Genomic DNA, 18340 nt, shown 5'->3' on the forward strand with positions numbered 1-18340 from the left:
GATGGAAGCCTACGACATTTTACAAGCGGTAGAGGATTGTGCGCAGTCAGCTGTGTTGGCGACGGTCATTCATGTAGAAGGGCATGCTTACCGGAAGCAAGGAGCCATGATGCTGATGCTCTCGGATGGCAGCTTGTACGGGAGCATCTCTCCGGGCTGTTTGGAAGCCGATCTATCCGGATATGTCCCCCTCGTCGAGGCATCACAGAAGCCGCAAATGGTGGAGTACGACATGCGGCCTGCCGATGATTTCGGCTGGGGTGAAACGATCGGGTGCGGCGGATTAATTCGCATTCTGCTTGAGCCGGTCACCGGTGAACTGCTGGTTCACCTCCTGGCGGCCAAAGCGGCTGTGGACCGCGGAGAAGTGATGCGGTTAACACGCTCGTTTGCTGAGGGGTATTCCGATATACAGTATAAGTTGAGTGGGATAGATAAGGATGCGTCTCCATCTTCTTCTTCCTCTGATTGCCAATCGTTATCCAATGCGTATGTCTACACGTTCAAGCCTAAGCCCAGAGTCATCGTGTTTGGTGCTAATCAAGATGCTATTCCGCTCGCAGGGCTGGCCATAAGCAGCGGATTTCGCGTAGTGGTCGCGGATTGGCGCGACGCCTACTGCACGCAAGAACGTTTTCCCGGTGCGGAGACGGCTGTTGCTTTTCCAGGAGAGCTGGTTAAAAAGCTAAGATTGACCGCTGACGACTATGTCGTTGTTATGAGTCACCAGTTCGATAAAGATGCTGAATTCGTGCGGGCAGTTCTGAAATTGCGATTGCGCTACCTCGGCATTATGGGATCACGTTCAAGATCCGAGAGGCTGCTGGACGGTATGGAGCGACCGGAATGGGTGCATTATCCCGTTGGTTTAAACATTGGTTCAGAAGGTCCCATCGAAAATGCTATTAGCATCGTAGCGGAGTTAATTAGCAAAAAGCGAAATGTACGCGCAAAGGAAGAATGGAGCTCCTCCGTCATATCGGGAGATATCCAAGGGTGCCGCCCATGGTGAGCGCTGGGAAGCGAAAAATCGTTGGCGTCTATCTGGCAGCCGGCAGCTCCAGCCGAATGGGGACATCGAAGATGTCCTTAGAACTGGCGAGAGGCGTTCGGCTAGGCGGGGTTGCTCTCCAGCAAGCGCTGAGCTCGGAGCTAAGCAGTATGGTTGTTGTCGTGCGTGCAGGCGACACTTTAGATTGGCTGCCAGCATCTGCTTTAGCGCAAATACCGCTGGAACGCTGTCATATTGCGGTCTGTTCAGATGCAGCAATCGGCATGGCGCATTCACTGCGCACAGGCATTCAGGCAGCCAAGGAGCTGGGCGCAGAGGGAATCATGATTCTGCTGGCGGATCAGCCATTCATTGATATGGCGATGTTGTATAACCTTACGAATGCCTTCAATGAGCATACAGGAGAGGACTATATCGCCAGCGGAGATAAAGGTCAACCGAAGCCTCCGCTGATTATGGGACCGAGCATGTGGCAGGCCGCAGCTTCGCTCAAAGGGGATGTCGGGGCACGTTCCTTGTTTCGCTCGCCATTGTACCGGGGGCGTATCCTTGAGGGTACCGAGTTGCTATTCATGGACATAGACACAGCAGACCGATATGAAGAGGCGAAAAAGCTATTTGCCGACCACTTCATGTCAATTTAAATAACATATTTGAAGCGAAAAGTGCATTATTACTAATGATGCGCTATTTTTTTATACAAAAACACAAAATGATGTTAAGTTAGTTGACTCTGTTTTTGCAAATTGTTTATAGTTGATCTAATTTAACTACGGATAATTTGTGGAAAACGGCGGTTCAGAATACGCTGAGGAGGTTTTGTTCATGTCAGTTCCTTTGTACCAGCTGCCGGAGCAGCAGCCTTCGGTATGGCAGCCGACAAGCGTAGAGGAAGCCATGCAATTAAAGCATCAATGGGGAGACAACTCGGTGTTAATCTCAGGCGGCACATGGCTTCGCACACGCTGGGAAAATGGTCTTTCGTCGACCCCGCAGCACTTGATCAGTTTGGGGCGCATTCCCGCTCTTTCGGGTTTAACCATTGACACACAAGGTCATGTTCATATAGGTCCAGCCTGTTGTTTATCTGATTTGATGGAAAATGAGTTGATGAGGCAGCGATGCGGACTCTTGGTGCAAGCTTGTTCGGAAATTGCAGCACCTTCTGTCCGTAATTTAGCTTCGATCGGAGGCAATGTGGTAACCCGCACGGGAGATCTCATTCCGGTTCTCCTTGTCATGGATGCCCAAGTGGGGTGGTCGGATGGGCAGAAAGAGCGCATCCTGCCGCTTAAGGAGTGGCTGGAAAGCAAGCTTTTTACCTCTGATGAAATGATGACCAAGATTGTGGTGCGAGCTTCTGGGCAGGTTTCTGCGAAACAGACTGAGGCAGAGCAGCAGACTAACGTGGGGCCGAACAAGGTAGAACAACTCGAACAAGACGCTTCCCGGACCCATGAGTTTTATTTGAAAGTAGGGCGAAGAGAGGCATTTACCCCATCTGTCGTAACGGTTGCAGGCAGTTTAAGGATAGAGGCGGACGGAACTATTGCCGCCATCGCTTTAAGCGCAGGCGGAGGAAGCGCTGTTCCGGCGAGGTTCGCCGAGCTTGAGAACGCGGTCACCGGTAAGCTTTTATCCAAGGAGGTCCTGCAAACGTTGCATAAGGGAGTGTCTGAAGGGTTCGAGGCTGTAGCGGATGATTACGCAGGTGTTGCTTACCGCAAGATAACGGCGGCGAATCTGATCGTTTCCGAGTGCTACAAAGCTTGGCGAAAAGGGGGCGGAGCCTATGCTCCTAGGTCGTGATACGTATGCAAAAAAGTGGATCATTCGTCCCGATGGTGAAGAGAAGGTCACGGGGAAGCTCCAATACCTGACGGATTTAACGGCACCGGGTATGCTGCATGGGAAAGTGTTAAGAAGCAAGTACCCGCATGCGTGGATACTATCCATTGATACCAGCAGAGCCAAAGCGGCAGCGGGGGTTCGCGCCGTTATTACAGCGGAGAATGTGCCGGGCATGAATTTGTTCGGCATTGCCTTCCCGCATCAGCCTGTCCTCTGCCACGATCGTGTCCGTTATATCGGTGATGCAGTGGCGGCCGTAGCAGCGGATACAGAGGAGATCGCTGAGTATGCGCTTAGTTTAATCGAAGTTGTCTATGAGCCGCTGCCGGTTGTAGACAATCCGGAAACGGCGCTGGACGAAGGAACTGTGCTGCTACATCCGGATGGCAATCTGCTGCATCGAACCAGCCTGAAGCAAGGTGAGGCGGAATCTGCTTTCGCGCAGTGTGCGCATATCGTAGAGGAGACCTACTACACCCCAAGGCAAATGCATACCTACATGGAGACAGAGGGCGGCCTGTTTATTCCGGAAAAAGATGGCCGGCTGACGGTGTACTCGCCAACGCAGCATGGCTATAAAGACCGAATGCAGCTAGCACGTATTCTCGCCATGGAAGAAGAGCAGATTCGTGTAGTATCCAGTCCCATTGGCGGATCGTTCGGCGGGAAGGATGAGCTGAATGTGCAGCCATTCGGTGCCCTGCTTGCGCTAATGACAGGCGCTCCCATCAAGATGCACAATTCCCGCAAGGAGTCGGTCATTGCCGGGATCAAAAGGCATCCGATGCGCATCACAATGAAGACGGGTACGGATGCAAATGGACATCTTATCGCGCATCAAGTCAGCATTCTTGCAGATACAGGCGCTTACGCAACGTTGGGCTGTGAAGTGCTGAACTTTGCCACTGAACATGCGATAGGGCCGTATACGATTCCTCATATTGATGTAAAAGGGACTAGTGTTTATACGAATAACGGCGTATCCGGAGAGTTTCGGGGATTCGGCGGCAATCAGGTGATTTTTGCCGTGGAGAGTCAGATCGAGCGGCTCGCTGAGAAGCTCGGGATGGACGCTTGGGAGCTGCGCAGGCTGAACCTGCGCGCTCCTAGCGACCCTGGGCCAATGGGCCAAGAGATTGTGCCGACCGAAGGCGCCAGCCAGGTATGGCACAAGGCGCAGGAGTCGCCGCTCTGGGCGAAGCGGGGCCAGTCGCAGGCGAGCGAGCTTGAGCCGTGGCTGCGCCGTGGCATCGGCGCCTCGATGGTGATGCACGGCGCCGGGCTCGGCCTCGGCATCCCGGATCACTCCGGCGGACGCATCGAGCTCACGCCGGAGGGCAAAATCCAGGCCTCCTTCGGCTTCGAGGAGTTCGGGCAAGGGCTCTACGCAGCGCTCACGCTGATGCTGCAGGATTGCTTCGGCTGCGCCGCCGGTGACATCCGCATCGTCATCGGCGATACCGACCGCGTGCCGAGCAGCGGCTCGAGCACGGCATCCCGCGCCACCACGATGATGTGGCGCGCCCTGCAGCGGCTGAAGCCGCCGTTCGTGCAGGCGCTGCTGGAGCAGGCGGCTGCGCTTGGCGGCTTCGCGCCGGAGGAGCTGACAACCGGCGTTGGCGGGATCCATCGCAAGAGCGATGGGGAGGGTGAGCCGGTTGTGACGTATGCGCAGTTGGCGGCGGCTGCCTTATCAGCAGCGAAGCCGATCCTGGCGCAGACGGCTTTTGACTACCCGACGACACCGGCGGGGCAGGTAGGAGCGCATTATTTGTACTCCTACGCTGCCGCCATCGTGGAGGTAGAGGTGAACATGCTGACAGGGAGGGTGAGAGTGGTTGCGACGGACCACGTGATTGCAGCCGGTCCTGTCATTAATCCGATGGGCTTCCTCGGTCAAATTGAGGGAGGCAGTGTAATGGCTTTAGGCTTCACATTAACGGAGGATGCTGTTATGCAGGAAAGCTCCTATGTGAGACATAATTTGGACACTTACCTGATTCCAAGTTTTCGAGATAGTCCGCAAATCATTCGTGTAGAAGCGATTGAAGAATTACCCGAGGGCGATACATTCGGCCCGCGGGGGGTAGGCGAAATCGGCAGCGTCGGATTGGCGCCGGCAATTACGGCAGCGGTTCGCCACGCAACCGGCATTTGGGTGAACCGGCTTCCGATTTCACCGGAAGACATCGTGCAGTCCATCGATTGGTTAGAAGGGGTGGAGGCCATTGATTAATACAACGTATGTGCTGGAATGCTCCATCAACGGGAAAGAGATCGCGATTCCGGTTCCTGCTTCCAAGCGGATGTCAGATATTTTAAGAGACGACTTGCGCCTAACCGGTACCAAAGTTTCTTGTGAGATTGGACGATGCGGCGCCTGCATGGTGCTGCTTGATGGAAAGCCTGTAAATGCGTGTCTGCTCATGGCTTATCAAGCCGCAGGTAAGCAGGTAACGACCATAGAGGGGATATCCGGAGGGGAAACGCTGCATCCTGTTCAACAAGCGATGTTAGAGGAAGGAGGGCTGCAGTGCGGTTATTGTACCGCCGGGATGGTTGTCACGTTAACGGCCTTGTGGGCCAAAAACCCCGCCCCGACAAGGGCTGAGGCCGAGCAAGCGCTGTGCGGCAATTTATGCCGCTGCACCGGTTATGAAGGGATTTTCAGAGCGGTAGAACGATGTGGTTTGTCGATAAAAAGAGAGGGGTAGAAGCCATAATGCCAAGAAAACTGATGTTATCCTTAACTGCTATCTTCCTAATGATCCTATCCGCTTGCTCCAGTTCACCCACATCCACGACAAGCACCACGACAGCACCAGCGAGCTCCCCTGCGGCGGCTTCAACTGCGGGCACAACCTCTTCAACCCCTACGCAAACAGAGAAAAAACTGCCTAGAGTCGCCTTTGTTTATATCGGAGTGCCCGGTGACGGAGGCTGGACCTATGAGCATGATCAAGGTCGTCTGATGATGGAGAAAGAGCTGGGTATCAAAGCGACTACGGTTGAAAATATTCCTGAGGGCCCTGACGCGGAGCGGGTTTTCGAAGAATTGGCACAGAAAAACGATATCATTTTCGGAACCTCTTTCGGCTATATGGACCCGATGTATAACGTGGCGCAAAAGCACCCGAATGTGAAATTCCTCCATGCCACAGGCTACAAAACACTGCCTAACATGGGGACGTACATGGGACGTGAATATCAAAGCGCCTACCTCGTCGGCATGGCTGCAGGCAAAATGACGAAAAACAATCACCTGGGCTATGTGGGTGCGTTCCCAATTCCGGAAGTCATTTATACCATTAATGCTTTTACCTTGGGCGCACAAAGCGTGAATCCGAACGTGGACGTTTCCGTTGTTTGGAGTAACACTTGGTTTGACCCGGCAACGGAGAAGCAAGCGGCTATTTCCCTGCTGGATAAAGGCGTTGACGTGCTGGCTGCATATCAAGATTCGCCTGCTGGCATTCAAGCGGCTGCTGAGCGCAAGGTATGGGGAATCGGTAACGATTCCGACATGGGTCGCTTCGCTCCGGAAACGTACATTTCCAACCCGAAATGGAATTGGGGCCCTTACTATGTGAAAACGGTGAAAAGCGTTATGGACGGTACTTGGAAGTCCGAAGCCTACTTCGGCAGTATGAAGGAAGGCATCACGGAAATGGCACCGCTTGGCAAAAATGTGCCGGCTGACGTAAAGGAGCTTATCGAGAAGAAAAAGCAGGAGATTCTGGCGGGAACCTTCGATGTGTTCCAAGGCCCGATTGTCGATCAAGACGGCAAAGTTCGATTTGAACAGGGCAAAAAGATGACAGATGAGGAAATCCTGGGTACAACCTGGTTTGTTAAGGGCATTAAAGGTGTCATTCCAAAATAACATGGGGAAGGTTGTGGGACGATGACGATACAGGATAAGACGCTTCTTGATGAATGGCACCCGGTATTGTTGTCGTCGGCGCTGACGGATCGACCGGTTCCCGTTGTTGTACTGGGGGAAAAGGTGGCTGTTTTCCGCACTTCTGACGGCGTTCACGCCTTCAAAGACTTGTGCATTCATCGGGGCGTTCCGCTCTCTCTGGGCAAAGTCAAGTCAGATGAACTCGTGTGCGCTTACCATGGCTGGTCTTATAACGGCTGCGGGACGTGTACACGAATTCCCTCACTGCCTGCCAATCGGGCGATTCCTTCGAAAGCGAAGGCTTTTGTCTACGCCTGTGTGGAGGCACACGGATTTGTCTGGGTATGCCTGGGGGAACCGGAAGGGCCGATGCCGAAGGTGAGCGCTTATATCCCGGAGGGCTTTAAAGAAGTATGGATGGGACCGTATACCCTGCAAGCTGCAGGTCCTCGTATTATTGAGAATTTCCTCGATGTCTCCCACCTTATGTTTGTTCATGAGGGTCTGCTGGGCGATAGTGATTATGCTGAAATTGGCGATTATCAGGTGCATGAGGAGGACGGTGTCCTCACTTCGGAGGAAATCGTCGTCTACCAGCCCGACCCCGATGGGACGGGGCGTGGGGTACATAGCCGTTACGTGTACGAAGTGTATGGCCCGCTTAGCGTTGCTTTTACGAAAAGAGATCGGGATACGGATCATATCTTCCGTTTGTTCCTCATGGTGCTGCCGGAATCCGAGCAGCGCAGCCAGGCTTTTATGCTCAAGCAGCGGAACTATGCGTATGAGGAGCCGGATGATATTTTCATCCAGTTCCAGGACCTGCTGATCGAGCAGGACCGCGAAATGGTTGAAAATCAGAAGCCGGAGCTGCTGCCGCTGGATTTGCAGGCAGAGCTGCATTTGAACACGGACCGATTAAGTATTGCGTATCGCAAGCGGTTAAGGGAATTGGGCGTCACATTTGGGACTGCTTAATGTGGTTAAATAAGTAGGGCTATCGAAGGGGCTGGGAGTGGCCTTTTTGGTAGTCTTTTTTTATCAAACAGAATCGTATGTGGGAACTACGGTCCGTTATTTCTGCACTTTGAAGCCATATGGACAGCGAGAGGGAACTATGGTCCGCTATAATGCCGATTTTGGCGGAAGTGTGCGGGGATTTGAAGAAATAAGGCCTCTGTAGTTCCGTTTGCACAATGAAATATGCGATATTTATCAAAATAGCGGACTCATAGTCCCTATTATTATTACAATACCTCCCCGAACGCCCCACAACCCCTCTCAAATATATTCCATATGTGTACTAATTAACATATTATTTGTTATACTGATTCACGGCGCAAGACTAGTAGACTTGCATGACCAACTTTTCGGATGAAAGAAATGCAAAAAAGATCGTATAACAGCCAAAAGCTGGTTATACAATCCTTTTTGATTTTGGTAAAATAAGACAACGGGATTAGAACCAGTTGCAGATTGGTTCGGTTTGTTTCTTCTCTCTTGTTGTAAAGGTTTTCACGATCGCTGACGATTCCTCTCTAGAAAGGGCACCAGCAACTGCTAGAGGGTTTGATACTGGGTTTAATTCAAGATTTTTTAGCATGTGAACAACGTCGTGCAGCTTAGAGGCTAATTGGATAGTCATTGTGTAGAAAGACTCCCTTCAACAATTTTTTAACTACTATTTGATTATATCAAATGTTTGGAGGACGTGTAGTATGGATACTAGAAAAACGTATTTATTTAGTTTTTTTCTCGCAATATTTGCATTCTTGCAAATCTGGTGTTCTTATATAACGTTTCATTCGCCATATATCGGAATCTTGTTAGCTTTGAATAAGGCAGATCAATGGGAAGTAACAGAGGCTCATTCGCAGAGTGCAAGTGCTAAATTGGGGATTAGAGTAGGAGATGTTGTAAAGCTTGTTGATGGAAAGCCCCCTGAGGATTCTAAGTATGTTGTCAAATGGGGCGCTATTGAACAGGCCAACACCTTGCTTTTATCCAGAGATGGCATTGATCATGATTTTAAAATAGTGAAAAATAGTACGACTGTTTATGACGTGATCCCCCTAGCAGAGGAATCTATCTGTATATTTTTAGCCTGTATCCTCTTATTGAAATTACGCCGTTCTCCGTCTGCCAGATTGCTTTCCGTTGTTTTTTTAGCAATGGGACTTATTTACATGAGTCTAGGTGCCTCGATTAGAGGTGATCTGATTGGAAAGATCGTAATATCCTCTTTTATGATGATACTACCGGTTGTCTTCTTACATTTTATAGTGACTTTTTTTAAGGAAAAAGGAGAATTACAACTCGCTACGGGGTATATCAAATATATTTATGCCATTCTAATAGTTATAGCGATGCTGCGAGGGTTTTACTTATTGCCATCCATGTCTCAGTTTTACCGTTTGGACGGGATTGTAACATTAGTTTTTTTCATCATAGGCTTTTTAATTAATATCTGTGTGATTGCGTACATGTATTTTAAAGTTCGTAATGAGAAAACGTACTTATCCAGCATAGTAAAAAGTGTCTGTTTTTCTTTGTTTATCTCTATATTTCCTATTATATGCTTGTCTTTTCTTCCTAAGCTTTTTCTTGGCATTTGGGTCATTGATGCGATTTATACGAGTTGGACGATCATCTTGTTCCCGATTTCATTTATATACTTAATAGCTTCTAATCAGCTTTATGATATTGGCATGGTGATTCGTCGTTTTATCTTTGCTGGTCTTGTGTCGGTCATTCCGGTCAGTTTGCTCACGGGTATCTATGCTTTCCTGTTTAGTCATGAGGTGAACGAGAAGCAAATCTTGTTTGTTTTCGCAGGTTCGATATTTCTGGGATCGCTTTTGCTCTATGCAGCAGAGTACTGGACAACGCGTCTTGAGCCTTTTCTTTTCCCGAAGAAGCACGTCCTGCAGTTAGCTTTAAAAAAGATTTCAAAAAATTTGGGGGCCATCTCCACATTGCGAGAGTTGAAGGATATTATTCTGATCGACATTGTGAATACCTTACAGGTTCTTGGAGGCGCCATCGTATTTCGGCATGAAAATGAAAGAATAGAAATTATTACGCAAGGTGAAATTGATGCGTTGGAAATCGAGCGTTTGGTCCTTGATTCAACCTTACCTAACCATCCTGATTTTACAAGTATAGAGATAACGGGGCACGGGGCATTTACGGGATATTTGGTGATGACACGCAAGAAGACCAATATGCTCATTTCAAAAGAGGAGAAACAGTGGCTCCAGTTTATTACGACGTATTTGGAAATTAGTCTGGAAAACGTACACTTGATACGCAAGTTAACGGGGAATTTGCAAAAGTTTGCCGCACAGCTTCCGCATGAGGCGGTCGCGCAGGACATCCAGTGGTTTCGTAAGGTGATGTTTGAGCTGCAAGAAGAGGAACGGATTCGCATCGCAAACGATTTGCATGATACGACCATGCAGGATTTATTTTTTCTTAAAAGAAGAATTTCCTCCATCGCGGATAAAAGCACCTTGGAAAAGTCCGATCAGGAACAACTTAACAACATGAACAATTTTGTGGATATGATTAATGCGAGTTTGCGCCAGAGCTGCTTTGAGTTGAACCCACATTTATTGAGGGAAGTAGGATTGATTCAAACGCTTCAAATGTATGTGGAGAAGGAAGCCTATACAACGCCGTTCGAGCTTTCTATTGACGTAGGCTCGGTAGCTTTTATAGAAAGCAAAGATTTGCCGACAAAACGCCATCTATTCCGAATTGTGCAAGAGCTGCTGAATAATGCAAAAAAGCATTCGCAAGCGGCAAGAGTCATCTTTACCGTAGAGGAAGCGGATCATTATTTTTATATCCATTATGAGGATGACGGTGTGGGGTTCAATGTTCAAAATGAAGGCGTACAAAAGGAGATCGGAGCTTCCGGCATGGGGATTGAACAAATCAGAAGCCGAATTATTCATATGGGCGGCCAAATGGTTCTGAATACGATAAAAGGGCAGGGCACGACATTTAGAATGTGGATTCCAATTGAGGAAGTTATATCTGCCTAGCTGAGGCAGCTTGTTAATACGAAAGAGATAAAAGCGAGGCGAATGGAGCATGAAGCAAAGTGTGAAAGAACATATGATTCGCTTGGTGGACGAGTATATTGAGGTGCAGGGCTTAAACGAGCTTTTGAAGTCTTTTATTGCGGATAAAGATAAAGAGAATGGGGCTTGGGCTAAGGTCACACTTTGTACGCACTATATGTTGGGTGGGGATTCACCGCATATTGACCGTTACGCGGCACTCGCGGAGTTGGCCAATTTAATTCTGGACATTGTGGATGATCTGCAGGATCAGGATCAAGAGGACAAACCATGGATGACATGCTCGCAAGCGGAGGCATTGAACGCGGTTCTGGCGTTGATCATGGGATTCTTCGGTGAATTGGGGCAGCTGCAGATCAAACCGGAATGGCTGGTCGAGGCAACGAAAATCATTGGACGTTCGATCAACGGCCAGCACAAAGACGTGGTGAATGCAACCGTGTCCGTGGATGATTATCTGGTGATGACGCAGGAGAAGTCCGGATCTCTTTTTCGTTTAGCTTGTTTTATGGGATACATGACGGTGGATTCCCCGCGGGAGACGATCGAGCAGCTTCATGAGCTGGCCGATTGCTTCGGGCTCATTCATCAGATTCAGAATGATATGCGCGATATCGTCCGCTATGATGTGAAAAACGATTTGTACGGTAAAAAGCGCACGCTTCCTATTCTGTATTTGCTCTCCGTCGAGGACGAGGCGTTTACTCCATTGAAGGACTACTATGAAGGGAAAATTTCGTCGGACGTTCTTTTGCAGGAGAAGGAAACGTTTATTCAAATGATCAAGGACTCCGGATGCCTGGAGTATGGACAGGTTGTGCAGTCGGTGTGTGTTCAAAAAGCGGAGGAAATCTATGAGAAGCTGCAAGCCGTTTCCCCTTGGAAGGAAAGGTTCCGGGAAGTGACGTATGGCAGTTTTGTTGTGGAAGAGTAAGCATAATTGATCAGGAAGGGCGATAAATGATGATTACAGTAGCCGCAGATGGAACCGCCGATTATATCCGTATTCAGGAAGCAATCGACAGCCTTGCCGAGGAGAGAGTGGAAGAAACGGTCATTTATGTGAGAAGCGGCGTATATGAAGAAAAGTTGCATATCACGAAGCCGTTCATCAGACTCATTGGGGAGTCGGCTGAGACAACGATTGTCACGAACGGTGATTATGCGAAAAAAATTTTTCCTAATGGCGAGCCGTATCACACCTTTCATTCCTATACGGCCTTAATTGGTGCAAATGATGTCACGATGGAGCGGCTCACTTTCGAGAATACGGCGGGAAAAGGGGAAGAGGTCGGGCAAGCCTTGGCCGCCTATGTGGACGGAGACAGGGTATCGTTCCGGGATTGCCGGTTCATCGGGCATCAAGATACGTTGTTTACGGGACCGCTGCCGCCAAAACCGCGAGACCGTTCGACTTTCGGGGGGCCGCGTGATGGCATACCGCCGCGCACCGTGCGTCAGTACTATGAGCGCTGCTATATTCGAGGCGATGTCGATTTTATTTTTGGTTCGGCGACCGCGGTATTTCTGGATTGCGAGATTGTATCTTCCGGTAAAGGCTGGGTGACAGCCGCGTCTACACCCGAAGACGTTCAATACGGATACGTGTTTATTGGCTGTAAACTGACAGGGGAAGCGCCTACTGAGTCAGTCGGGCTTGGAAGACCTTGGCGAAATTACGCCAAAGTGGCATTCGTGCGCTGCTGGCTGGGCCCGCATGTGAAGAAGGCCGGCTGGGACCGATGGAACGAGCGGGAAAGTGTGGAGGCGCTTGCTTTCGCCGAGTATGGGAATATGGGACCTGGCGCGGATGTCGGGGAGCGGGTGGAATGGTCTAAGCAGCTGACGGAGCAGGAGGCGAAAGCACTTGATATTGACCGCATTCTTGCGGGTCGGGATGGATGGAGTCCACGAGCGGCATGGGCTTCTGGCCGGCGTGATGGATGACACGTACTTCTTAGCTTCTCAGTAGCGGGACGATTGTTGAAGACATAGCAGATCTGGGCATTTTGCCAATCGAAGGGTTGATTTAGGAATAGATGTAAAAGCCGATAGCTTCAATCGCGTGTGCGGTTGGGGGTGTCGGCTTTTTTGGCATCAACTCGGATGCTGGTTTCTGCGGTATGGGCACTGAATGGAGTGCTTCGAATCGTACAGATGGAAAAAATACCGTTATTCTGCGCTGCTCGGTGGCAGGGGAAGGAATAGCCGTAGAAGCTCCATCTAAATCACGAGCAACTCGACGAAATCTGCTAGATCTGGCGGAATTAGTGGTAGAAACTACAGTTGCTTGGCCAAAACTGGAGCAATCGTGGAAAATAGCTGGAGGAATCGGCGCTAAATACGAAGTGAGTCCATGAGATCATTGACAATCGTTATCATTTAGAATAAAATAAATACTATATTATAATAATTTTAAATAAGGAATTGTTATCCGATAAGAGCGTACCTAAGCGCCTTAAAATAGAGCATAAATCGCAGAGGAGGTTTCCACAATGGCAAAACACGATCTGAATCAAGCGCTGCAGCGCATGCGAGCCAAAAACATTCAATTAACTCCGCAGCGTTACGCGCTGTTGGAATTTATGTACGACCAAGGCAGTTACACAACGGTCAAAGAGATTTGTGAAGCATTAGTCGTCAAATATCCGACGATCAATGCGATGACGGTGAACAGCTCTCTGCATGTGTTCAAACAGCTGGGTTTGGTGAAGGAGCTGGCCATAATCGGAAGCTCCATGCGGTATGAAGCCGCGTTAAGCTCATAAGCATAAGCGGCTGCAACAAAGAAAAAGCGCCTCAACGCTACGAAGAAGCTCTCTCACAGCTTCGCGCAGTCGATGGGGCGCTTTTTGCAATTTCACTTAAAAGCAGACAACGGGATCGGAAATTCCAGAATACCCAGCGCATAAGGGGCATACTCATAAAGCCCGAAGTAGACGACGACGGTGTCATCTTTTAGATAAAAGCCCTGATCGTTACGAATAGATTCGAACGGTTCAATAAGTTCATAATCGTTCGCTTTCAATTGCTTCTTAATCTCTTGATTGATAATAGTCTTGTAGGTTGTGTTATTCGAAGTCACTTGCTGAAGGCTCAGCTCATTCCCCGTATCCAGATCGAACGTATGGGCATCCCAGGAATAGAACCCGTGCGCACCGCCAGAGAATGTGTAAACGATAAAATATAGACTTAGTTTATGGTCCTGATTGTAAGTAATTTGATAATTTACATCGAACGTATTTGGAAAATCGGGCGCTGTCCCGCTGCTATCCTCAGTAAGATCGGCTAATTGTTGGATGGCCGCGGCTTTATATTTCGCAATCTCATTTTGAATGAATGTATTAATTTTCGTGCTTGCAGCGGAATTCGCCCAGCCTTCGATCTGCGGATACTGCAGGCTAATGCTCCGGTTATCGCTCTTCGTTTGCGTCTCGGATTTGTTCGTGAGCTTAAGCTCGTTTTCTTTGATTTTAGAAATACTCACGACACGGCTTTTATCGTTGTAACCGATCGTATAGCCCATTTGCTCCAGCAGCAGACGAAGCGGCAAGTAGGTAGTTCCATCGATAATGACGGGAGGTAGAGGCGCGAAGAAGGTGTGACCATTTAACGCGTATTGCGTGCTTTGGTTTTGCATACTCATTGTCTTATTAGGCCCGCTGACGGTGACGGTTTTGGTCGCTGCATCCCAGGAAGTCGTCAAGCCCAGCTCTTTGCTAAGAAAAGCGAGGCCGACATAGGTGTCGCCATCCTTCGATTTACCGCCAGGCACACTAAGCAGTTGATCCCCGATCTGAATATTAATCGTTGCGAGCTGTACGCTGAAATCCACGCTGTCGGATTGGGCATACACACTTGCCTGCTGCGGGAGAAGAGCAGAGCTTGCAGCGACTAGCAGGGCTGTAGCCAATGCGATTTTTGCAGAGAACATCTTCTTTTTCATTTGAACTCTCTCCTTTTTGAAGTCATCTATCTTATTAGACGATATTTGCGCGGAAAAGTTTGTGCCATTCTTCGGATTTGTCGAAAAAAAGATGAGGGTCTTTTCCTATTCTATACCCGAATACCGAACAAGTCTAACCTTGATGTGAGGGTGAAAATAGAAAGAATGTCTCAAAAGTTTGTTTTTAGAGAAAAAAACAGCAAAAAACGAACTATTCAAAAGATTTACCTAAAAATCGTTCGTTTTTTGAAATTGACATGACACGTCAGTTGGTAGTAAACTAGGGAAGCGGGAAATGAAGCCGCACTAATTGAAAATGTCGAATCAACTCGTATAAAATCAGGGATAAGGCCTGAAAGTTTCTACCCAAAAACCATGAATTTTTGGACTACGAGGAAGCGAATGAGGGAAACCATAGGAAGATGATGGTCTTTTTGCATTCGGTTCTTTTGCTGTCCAGCGGATAGAATCGTGTATTCTAGCTCTGGGCATTTTTTGGTTTAGAGGGTTTGACCATATTTACCATACAATAGAGAGTGGGTTAGTGATGACGGTACGTGTTGGTGTCATAATGGGAAGCCAGTCGGATTGGGAAACGATGAAGCACGCATGCGACATGTTGGAAGAGCTGGGAGTGCCTTATGAGAAAAAGGTGGTTTCCGCGCACAGAACGCCAGATCTGATGTTCGAATATGCAGCCGCAGCGGCAGGCCGCGGCATTCAAGTCATTATCGCCGGAGCAGGCGGAGCGGCTCATCTACCAGGAATGGTAGCAGCCAAAACGGAGCTTCCGGTTATTGGTGTTCCAGTCAAAACATCGACGCTGAATGGTCTCGATTCCTTGCTTTCGATCGTGCAAATGCCAGGCGGCATTCCGGTTGCTACGGTGGCGATCGGGCATGCAGGCGCAACGAATGCAGGCCTTCTGGCTGCGCAAATTCTGGGCGCTTTCGATCCTGAGCTGCAAGCGAGAGTCAGAGCACGCCGTGAACGCGTCGCGCAGACAGTGATGGAAAGCAGTGACCTGTTATGACAGACACAGCAGGTGGTAAGGTCATCAAGCCCGGCGGCACGATCGGCGTCTTGGGCGGCGGGCAACTAGGCCGCATGCTGGCCTTGGCCGGTCGCAACATGGGGTATCGCTTCGTAACGCTCGATCCCACAGAGGATGCGCCATGCGGACAAGTCGCAGATGAACAGATTCTTGCGAGCTTCGATGATGTCGAAGCGGCGCGGAAGCTTGCGGCATTATCCGATGTGATCACTTACGAATTCGAGAACGTGGACGCTCACGTGACTAGCATTCTTATGAATGAGTCCTATGTTCCCCAAGGAAGCGAGCTTTTATATACGACTCAGCATCGTCTTCGCGAGAAGAGAGCTATTGAGGCGGCAGGCGTTCCGGTTGCCCCTTATACGGAAATCAAGAGCGCCGCAGAGCTGAAAGACTCGGTCATCAAGTTCGGTACACCGTGTGTGCTCAAAACAGCGACCGGCGGTTACGACGGCAAAGGCCAATGGGTCATTCGCTCTTTAGATGAAGTAGAGGAAGCCTACGAAACGCTGAGCCGTGCCAAAACCGAGCTCGTTCTCGAACAATTCATTCATTTTGACAAAGAATTATCCGTTATTGCAGCAAGAAGCCCTCGCGGTGAGGTGAAGGCATTCCCTGCAGCGGAAAATATACATGTACATAACATCCTGCATCAATCCATCGTGCCTGCCCGCATCCCAGCGGATGTGCAGCAAGAAGCCGAGAAGCTGGCGACGCGAATCGCCGAAGGACTTGGCGTGATCGGATTGATCGCCGTAGAGCTGTTCCTGACGAAGGATGGCCAGCTATACGTCAACGAGCTTGCGCCGCGCCCGCACAATTCCGGTCATTACACGATGGAAGCGTGCCGCACGTCACAGTTCGAGCAGCATGTTCGAGCGATTTGCAATTTGCCGTTAGGCTCGACGGAGCTTTTATCACCAGTGGTTATGGTGAATTTGCTTGGCGAGCATATCGAACCGCTTAACGGTCTGATCGACCAGCCCGGTTTCTTGGAAGATGCAGACTTAGGCGTTAGCGCCAAGGTTCATCTGTACGGGAAAAAGGAAGCAAAAGAGAAACGCAAGATGGGACACATTAATCTGCTGACAAACGACGTAGAGCAAGCACTGACTTGGATAGAACGCACGGCGATTTGGGAAAGTAAGTAAATGATAATTATTGGAGGAACGGCAAAATGATCGAACGTTATACACGCCCGGAAATGGCGAGCATATGGACTGAGCAAAACAAGTTTCAAGCATGGCTCGAAGTTGAAATTTTATCCTGTGAGGCATGGGCTGAGCTAGGCGTAATCCCGAAAGAAGATGTGAAAGTGCTGCGCGAGAACGCAAGCTTCAACATTGACCGCATCTACGAAATCGAGCAAGAAACGCGTCATGACGTTATTGCTTTCACAAGAGCGGTATCCGAGACACTGGGGCCTGAGCGCAAATGGGTTCACTACGGATTAACTTCAACAGACGTTGTAGATACGGCACTTGGTTACTTGCTAAGACAAGCCAATGAGATTTTGGACAAAGACATTCAGAACTTCATAGAAATCCTTCGCAATAAAGCGATTGAACATAGAGATACAGCCATGATGGGCAGAACGCATGGTGTGCATGCAGAGCCGACGACGTTCGGACTCAAAATGGCGCTTTGGTACGAGGAAATGAAACGTAACCTGGAGCGTTTCCGTTTTGCCGCTGATGGCGTACAATTCGGTAAAATTTCCGGCGCAGTAGGCACCTACGCGAACATCGATCCGTTCGTAGAGCAGTACGTGTGCGAGAAGCTTGGCACGAAAGCAGCTCCGATTTCTACACAAACGCTTCAGCGTGACCGTCATGCTGAGTACATGGCTACTTTGGCTCTAGTTGCTACGTCCCTGGACAAATTCGCGACAGAAATTCGCGCTCTACAAAAGAGTGAATTCCGCGAGGTGGAAGAGCCGTTTGCAAAAGGTCAAAAAGGTTCCTCCGCGATGCCGCACAAACGCAATCCAATTGGTTGCGAGAGCATTTCTGGTCTGTCCCGTGTCATTCGCGGGCACATGATTTCCGCTTACGAGAACGTGACGCTTTGGCATGAGCGCGACATTTCGCACTCCTCCGTTGAGCGTGTCATCCTTCCGGATGCAACACAATTGCTGAACTACATGCTAAACCGTCTTGGCAACATCATCAAAAATTTGACGGTGTTCCCTGAGAACATGAAACGCAATATGCGCAGCACGTACGATGTGCCTTTCTCTGGCCGCGTTATGACGAAGCTGATCGACAAAGGTTTCTCCCGCGAGCAAGCGTACGATACTGTACAGCCTAGAGCGATGCAAGCTTGGGAAGAGCAACGTTCGTTCCGTGACATCGTAGAGAATGAGCGTGCAATTACCGAAGTATTAAGCCCGGCTGAAATTGCGGATTGCTTTGATCCAAGCTGGCATTTGAAACATGTTGCTACAATCTTTGACCGTTTAGGTTTGAAATAGAAGGCACTTTGG

General features: G+C 49.4%; 16 protein-coding genes and 1 riboswitch. Of the genes, 15 read left to right on the plus strand and 1 reads right to left on the minus strand.

Translation table 11 applies throughout. From position 1 onward, the window contains the following. The first annotated feature begins 1 nt into the window (after position 1). The 12 genes from RQP52_RS32315 to RQP52_RS32370 all read left to right on the plus strand — a co-directional run bounded on the left by RQP52_RS32315 (position 2) and on the right by RQP52_RS32370 (position 13623). Entirely contained in the window at positions 2-1012 is a 1011-nt protein-coding gene (locus tag RQP52_RS32315) for an XdhC family protein (protein ID WP_315955645.1), read from the plus strand. Continuing rightward, the gene (locus RQP52_RS32320; RefSeq protein ID WP_315955756.1) at positions 1006-1656 is read left to right on the plus strand and encodes a nucleotidyltransferase family protein; all 651 of its coding nucleotides are present in this window, start codon (positions 1006-1008) and stop codon (positions 1654-1656) included. The genes RQP52_RS32315 and RQP52_RS32320 overlap by 7 nt, the downstream gene beginning before the upstream one ends. A gap of 181 nt (positions 1657-1837) precedes the next feature. Next, positions 1838-2821 carry an FAD binding domain-containing protein gene (locus tag RQP52_RS32325; RefSeq protein ID WP_315955646.1) on the plus strand — a complete coding sequence of 328 codons (984 nt, stop codon included), beginning with the start codon at positions 1838-1840 and terminating at the stop codon, positions 2819-2821. Continuing rightward, positions 2805-5099: a xanthine dehydrogenase subunit D gene (pucD, locus tag RQP52_RS32330; RefSeq protein ID WP_315955647.1), complete on the plus strand. Its 2295-nt coding sequence runs from the start codon at positions 2805-2807 to the stop codon at positions 5097-5099. Before RQP52_RS32325 ends, pucD begins: the two co-directional genes overlap by 17 nt. Next, positions 5092-5577, plus strand: a complete 486-nt coding sequence (locus RQP52_RS32335) for a (2Fe-2S)-binding protein (RefSeq protein WP_127455571.1) — start codon at positions 5092-5094, stop codon at positions 5575-5577. The genes pucD and RQP52_RS32335 overlap by 8 nt, the downstream gene beginning before the upstream one ends. A gap of 8 nt (positions 5578-5585) precedes the next feature. Next, positions 5586-6746: a BMP family ABC transporter substrate-binding protein gene (locus RQP52_RS32340; protein ID WP_315955648.1), complete on the plus strand. Its 1161-nt coding sequence runs from the start codon at positions 5586-5588 to the stop codon at positions 6744-6746. Positions 6747-6767: 21 nt separating this feature from the next. After that, positions 6768-7745: an aromatic ring-hydroxylating dioxygenase subunit alpha gene (locus RQP52_RS32345; protein ID WP_315955649.1), complete on the plus strand. Its 978-nt coding sequence runs from the start codon at positions 6768-6770 to the stop codon at positions 7743-7745. Positions 7746-8485: 740 nt separating this feature from the next. Continuing rightward, positions 8486-10816 (plus strand): sensor histidine kinase, encoded by a 2331-nt coding sequence (locus RQP52_RS32350; RefSeq protein WP_315955650.1) that lies wholly within the window; start codon positions 8486-8488, stop codon positions 10814-10816. Between the two features lie 49 nt (positions 10817-10865). Continuing rightward, positions 10866-11789, plus strand: a complete 924-nt coding sequence (locus tag RQP52_RS32355) for a polyprenyl synthetase family protein (RefSeq protein ID WP_315955651.1) — start codon at positions 10866-10868, stop codon at positions 11787-11789. A gap of 26 nt (positions 11790-11815) precedes the next feature. Further along, a complete protein-coding gene (locus tag RQP52_RS32360) occupies positions 11816-12802 on the plus strand; it encodes a pectinesterase family protein (protein ID WP_315955652.1) in 987 nt (328 codons plus the stop codon). Positions 12803-12978: 176 nt separating this feature from the next. After that, the gene (locus tag RQP52_RS32365) at positions 12979-13215 is read left to right on the plus strand and encodes a hypothetical protein (RefSeq protein WP_315955653.1); all 237 of its coding nucleotides are present in this window, start codon (positions 12979-12981) and stop codon (positions 13213-13215) included. A gap of 135 nt (positions 13216-13350) precedes the next feature. Beyond that, positions 13351-13623 carry a Fur family transcriptional regulator gene (locus RQP52_RS32370; protein ID WP_315955654.1) on the plus strand — a complete coding sequence of 91 codons (273 nt, stop codon included), beginning with the start codon at positions 13351-13353 and terminating at the stop codon, positions 13621-13623. 92 nt (positions 13624-13715) lie between these two features. On the opposite strand, the gene RQP52_RS32375 is transcribed toward RQP52_RS32370, so the two are convergent. Continuing rightward, positions 13716-14801, minus strand: a complete 1086-nt coding sequence (locus tag RQP52_RS32375) for a stalk domain-containing protein (protein WP_315955655.1) — start codon at positions 14799-14801, stop codon at positions 13716-13718. Positions 14802-15110: 309 nt separating this feature from the next. Further along, positions 15111-15212: riboswitch (purine riboswitch) on the plus strand. A 136-nt stretch (positions 15213-15348) separates the two neighbouring features. Here RQP52_RS32375 and purE point away from each other — a divergent pair. From purE to purB, 3 genes are read left to right on the plus strand one after another with little or no spacing between them, the layout of a single operon-like run. Then, a complete protein-coding gene (purE, locus tag RQP52_RS32380) occupies positions 15349-15834 on the plus strand; it encodes a 5-(carboxyamino)imidazole ribonucleotide mutase (protein WP_315955656.1) in 486 nt (161 codons plus the stop codon). After that, positions 15831-17006: a 5-(carboxyamino)imidazole ribonucleotide synthase gene (gene purK / locus RQP52_RS32385; protein WP_315955657.1), complete on the plus strand. Its 1176-nt coding sequence runs from the start codon at positions 15831-15833 to the stop codon at positions 17004-17006. The genes purE and purK overlap by 4 nt, the downstream gene beginning before the upstream one ends. Before the next feature lie 26 nt (positions 17007-17032). Beyond that, on the plus strand, positions 17033-18328 hold the full coding sequence (gene purB, locus RQP52_RS32390; protein ID WP_315955658.1) for an adenylosuccinate lyase: 1296 nt from the start codon (positions 17033-17035) through the stop codon (positions 18326-18328). Positions 18329-18340: the final 12 nt, after the last annotated feature.

The sequence above is a fragment of the Paenibacillus violae genome (assembly GCF_032461945.1).
In the GTDB taxonomy this organism is placed as follows: Bacteria; Bacillota; Bacilli; order Paenibacillales; family NBRC-103111; genus Paenibacillus_E; species Paenibacillus_E violae.